The 4,520-nt window shown below is 38.0% G+C and carries 9 protein-coding genes; 2 read left to right on the top strand and 7 right to left on the bottom strand.

All coding sequences use genetic code 11. The annotated features are described in order from the left end of the window. The coding region (locus AABK37_RS40585) for a hypothetical protein (RefSeq protein WP_432557042.1) at positions 1–276 on the bottom strand (276 nt) is incomplete at its 3' end. Between the two features lie 49 nt (positions 277–325). Here AABK37_RS40585 and AABK37_RS40580 point away from each other — a divergent pair. Beyond that, positions 326–541: a hypothetical protein gene (locus tag AABK37_RS40580; protein ID WP_432557041.1), complete on the top strand. Its 216-nt coding sequence runs from the start codon at positions 326–328 to the stop codon at positions 539–541. 8 nt (positions 542–549) lie between these two features. Here the strand turns inward: AABK37_RS40580 and AABK37_RS40575 are convergent, their stop codons facing one another. After that, positions 550–837 (bottom strand): hypothetical protein, encoded by a 288-nt coding sequence (locus AABK37_RS40575; protein ID WP_432557040.1) that lies wholly within the window; start codon positions 835–837, stop codon positions 550–552. 118 nt (positions 838–955) lie between these two features. Here AABK37_RS40575 and AABK37_RS40570 point away from each other — a divergent pair. Then, positions 956–1,982 (top strand): IS630 family transposase gene (locus AABK37_RS40570; protein WP_432557043.1). Its coding sequence is split into 2 segments (ribosomal slippage): positions 956–1,374 and positions 1,373–1,982, totalling 1,029 coding nucleotides; the frame shifts between segments, so codons are not numbered across the junction. Here AABK37_RS40570 and AABK37_RS40565 read toward each other — a convergent pair. From AABK37_RS40565 to AABK37_RS40545, 5 genes are all read right to left on the bottom strand, one after another. Then, positions 1,968–2,519, bottom strand: a complete 552-nt coding sequence (locus tag AABK37_RS40565) for a hypothetical protein (RefSeq protein ID WP_432557039.1) — start codon at positions 2,517–2,519, stop codon at positions 1,968–1,970. The two genes, AABK37_RS40570 and AABK37_RS40565, sit on opposite strands and share 15 nt — an antisense overlap. Next, on the bottom strand, positions 2,520–2,897 hold the full coding sequence (locus AABK37_RS40560; RefSeq protein WP_432557038.1) for a hypothetical protein: 378 nt from the start codon (positions 2,895–2,897) through the stop codon (positions 2,520–2,522). Positions 2,898–3,217: 320 nt separating this feature from the next. Beyond that, a complete protein-coding gene (locus AABK37_RS40555; protein WP_432557037.1) occupies positions 3,218–3,670 on the bottom strand; it encodes a transposase in 453 nt (150 codons plus the stop codon). Next, the gene (locus tag AABK37_RS40550) at positions 3,618–3,806 is read right to left on the bottom strand and encodes a hypothetical protein (protein ID WP_432557036.1); all 189 of its coding nucleotides are present in this window, start codon (positions 3,804–3,806) and stop codon (positions 3,618–3,620) included. Before AABK37_RS40550 ends, AABK37_RS40555 begins: the two co-directional genes overlap by 53 nt. An 82-nt stretch (positions 3,807–3,888) precedes the next feature. Beyond that, positions 3,889–4,389: a helix-turn-helix domain-containing protein gene (locus AABK37_RS40545; RefSeq protein ID WP_432557035.1), complete on the bottom strand. Its 501-nt coding sequence runs from the start codon at positions 4,387–4,389 to the stop codon at positions 3,889–3,891. Between the last annotated feature and the right edge of the window lie 131 nt (positions 4,390–4,520).

The raw sequence follows: 4,520 nt of genomic DNA, 5'->3' as shown, positions 1-4,520 counted from the left end.
TGTTCCGTAGTCATCCCACAACCCCGCCAATAAATAAATGTCTGGTTTAGGATTTAAGTTTCTCGGTACTCCTGAGGGAGCTTCAATGGTAAAACTGTAACGATCCAGGAAGTTAAAAGGATTTCTTTTTAACTCATGTAAACCTACACCTGACGCATTGTCTGCATAGCCAGTCGTCACATCAATGGGAACTTTATCTGTTTCAAAACGCTTAACTTCACCTCCTGCAAAAGAGTACGTAACTATAGCTTGTTTTTTCTCGTTGCAATAAGACATAAACTAGTAAACTTTAAAAGTTGCGTTAATAGCTGAAAATATATTTTGAATGTCTGCAATCGATTTTTTCTCAATCCAAGTTGCAACTAAACCAAAGTATCCCCGGAAATTATTGTTAACGGCTCTACCCAATCTGCCATTACTTCCAGTGCTTAAAGAGTCTGCATTAGTATTTGCGCCAACTTTTACCCCATTCTTCCAAATTTCTTTACCTCTACTATTGTTGCTAACTATCCAAATAGTAGATTTAAAACCATTGGTGTAACCCTCATTTTAAACATTTAAATCATTACCAAACTGTGCAAGCGTGAAAGTCGTATTATCACGGTAGCCAACGTGTAACGCTTGATTAGTTCCCCCGTTATCTTGACCGAACATGTAAGTTTGACTGGTAGTTTCTCTTGCCTCCACAATAGCAATAGTGTAGAGTTTACCAGCTAAATAATTTAAGTCTGTGTTATAGAAGCTGTTGCCATTAAAGTACACTCCAGGTAACGATCCAAAAATATTAGACTTGTAAACGCCCTGTTGGTTAGAATCATTCTGTGTAGCATGTTTCAAACTTGCAGTATCGTTCCAAATGGATACTTTACTATAGCAATCCTAAATCATTTGTGAAAAATGACACTCGACGATATGCTAAGTATAAGCGGTATCATGCATGGTATATTTTAGAGCGATGGAAGAGTTGATAGATTTTATCCAAGGGAATCCAGACCCAAGAGAATTAAAGCGAGCGCTAGCCGTACAGATGGTGATGCAAAACTATATTTATTCAGACATAGGAAAGATTTTGGGTGTGTCTGTAGGCTTTGTCAATAAATGGAAATATATTTTTGTTGAACAGGGCATTACAGGTCTGTTGCTCAAGCACAAAGGGTCGAAAGGCTATCTTAATTGCGTGCAACGGTCTTGCGTAATTGAGTGGCTCAAGCATAAGAATTATTGGCATTTAGCAGAACTAAAAGAATACATAGAAGACACTTTTGGTGTGGTGTTCGAGTCAAATCAAAGTTACTATGAACTGTTTAAACAGGCGTCTATAAGTTGGAAAAAGACGCAAAAAAAGAATCCAAACAAAGACCCAGAATTAGTTGGGAAAAAAAACAGAAATAATTGCATGGCTAGATGCTCATCAACGTAAAATTGTATCTGGTGAGATGGTTGTACTTTTTGAGGATGAGTGTCATCTGTTGTGGGGAGATATCTGCGGTTACGTATGGGGCAATACTTCTGAAAGAATTGAAGTACCAGTTAGAAATGAGAAACAAAGACAAACGTACTTTGGCGCCCTTTACTATTACACTCAAGAATTTCTCATTAAACCTTACGAAAAAGGGAACTCGCAGTGCGCGCGAGCATTTCTTGAATATTTACTCACTCAGTATCCTAAAAGTCGTATTACGTTGATTTGGGATGGTGCCAGTTATCATCGTTCTGCCGAAATTCGAGAATACTTAAACTTAGTAAACAAAGGTCTTGCTCAAGACGAATGGAAAATTACTTGTATCCGCTTCGCCCCAAACGCTCCAGAACAAAATCCAGTGGAAGATATTTGGTTACAAGCGAAAAAGTTTGTTAGGGAATTTTATCATTTGTGTAACTCTTTTACTTCGGTTAAGAGATTATTTAAACTTGTCACTCACCATCAAATTTTTAATTTTCAGAAAATATTTATGTATGATTCATTTTCACGAATGATTTAGGATTGCTATATCGCTCAAAGCATTGATATCTAAAGCGTAAAACTTTTGAACTAAATTATCAGTGGGTAAGTTTAACGGATATTTAATTGATATGTGGTTAGTAGGAATTGAGAACCAACCGTTACTAGAATCCAAATAAATTAATTTAGTTGAGTATTCATTGTCAAGTAACTCTACTTCTTGCGATTGTGTTAAACTAGCTCCATTAATTTTATCAAACCCTGATAATTTAACTTGATTATTAGGGTTAAGGCGTTTAAGTTCTATTTCATCTCCTTCAACAAGAGTACTAAAAAAAGTGACAATAATATTATTAGGTGTTGCTATGAGAGTTTTATTATTTGCTGACAACTCAAAGTCAGATTGTTTTTGATACCACTTGGCACTAGCACCACCATTGCTACCAGTGCTACCACTACTACTAGAAACTACTTTAGAGGCTAAAGTGTGTTTATATGCTTTATCGGTTCCATCTTGTAAAAGTAACTTATCGTTAGGATCGAGATTTGATTTGTAGGGATAGTCTTTAATTTCCATTTAAAAGTTGTTAGGAGTTAAATCTGTATCTGTCAAGAAAAAAAATTGACAGACTATAGTTTTTTGACGATATATTCTCAAATTGCGAGTTATAAAGTTAATTCGCCAAGCAAACAACTTTAATTTCGAGTACAGTAGGGAATTATCGTAAGTGATTGTTTGTCCTTGAGGGTCTGTAATTTTTTGTCCTTGAGGGTCGTTAAGACTTCCGGAAAACTCTTCTAACAACTTAAGAAATAAAGCTGCTAGTAATTGTTCGGCACGGTTCTCAGCATCAGGGGTTAATCCGGGCAAGTCAGATTTATAAATTGTTAAAGTCTCGTTGTTTTGAGTTGCACTTTCACCAAAGCACTGTGCAAGCGTTAAATTAATAGTCATCTGGATCGATACCAGAAGCGGTTTCTAAGTTCTCTAACCCAACGGTAAAGTTAGCTTGCTTGTACTCTTGATCGTTGCGAAACACAATAGCCTACTAACCAGTTTCGATTGTAATTTGTAAGTCTGGGTTGGTTTCTTGTGCGGTTTTGTTTAAAACCTGTTTAGCTTTAGCGAATATTGCTACAAACAGTTGCTCTGCTCTGTTATCAGCTGCAACGGTTAAGCCGACTGCTTGTAAGTCTGATTTTTTGATAACTAGTACAATACGGCGGAAATTAGGTATCCATTAAACAGCTAAAACCTTGCCTTTATAAGTCCACTTAAATGGTTTTGCCTGATTTGCGATTAAAGTAGTCGATAAAATGCAAGATGCGAGTTTTAAGGTTATCTTTACTGGAAAAGCTTGCACGCTTGAGCAACTTACGCATTAGGATACTAAACCAAATCTCAATTTGATTCAGCCAAGAAGAATGTTTGGGGGTGTAATTGAAAACAATCTTATGTGTTGGGTCGCTTAAAAATGCTGCACGCGATCGCATTGATTTGAGAATACCGCTTTGGCCTTTGACACCGAGGTCGATATTTAACCCTTCTTTTTCTGCAACCAGACGAACTAAGGATTCAGATTGATGGATGTTGAGACAATCCATAATTAAATGCCATTTTTTGGCATCAGGGTCGCTCTCAACCATTTTACGGATATTTTGGGCAAAGTCTTCTTCAGTCCTGGTATCTGGTGCAAGTTGGATGGATGATTTGACCAGTGACGACATTGAAATTGGCGATTAAAGCTTGTGTTCCATGACGGATATACTCAAATTCTTGTCGTTTAACTTTTCCCGGTCGTAATGGTAAGTCTTTATATAGACGTTCAATTGCCTGAATACCAGTCATTTCATCAGTACACACTGTTCGTTCTCCAAGGACATCACGTTCTATAGCAGTTGTGTATAAATCAGTAATGTTGTGAACTTTAGTATCAAATTCTTCATCAACGGGGGGGGGTCAACCAGTACCGCTTCTGGTGTGGCTTAATTTCGGCCTCTTCTAATAGTCGTCCGACATGACGTGGAGATATTCTTTCGACGATACCCTGTTTTACCATTTCCTCCGCAAGTTCTCCTACAGTCCAATGGCTGATAGGTCGTCCATAATCCTCTGGTTCTGCACACGCCAAGGCAAATAAATCGACTACTTGCTCGATACTAAATTTTGTAGGCGCACCACTACGTTCTGAGTCTTGTAATCTCTCAATTACTGGTAACGATCGCTCGCTTAACTCTAACCATCGATCTCGCCATCTACGAGCCATTACTCGGTTGACGTTCAATTCTCGCCCAATTTCACGATTATTTTTTCCTTCATCTGCCAGCAAGATAATTTTGGCTCTCAATACGATTTGTTGTTGTGCGCTATGGCGATTTGTGAGTTTTTCTAATTCTAAGCGATCGCACTCACTTAGGGTTAAGGATTTTGGAGCTAATTGTGCCACCTCTTTGTTCCTTGCCTTCTGCTCTTATTAACCCAAGTTGCGGGTTATCAAATTCTAGGTTTTTGCATCCGTCGATTCATGCGATCGCGAAACGATGACTTGTTAGTTCGCGCACCACAAGTTGGGGTTGC

The organism is Tolypothrix sp. VBCCA 56010 (assembly GCF_050875635.1).
Lineage (GTDB): Bacteria > Cyanobacteriota > Cyanobacteriia > Cyanobacteriales > Nostocaceae > Hassallia.
This window is presented reverse-complemented; position numbering and strand designations above follow the sequence as displayed.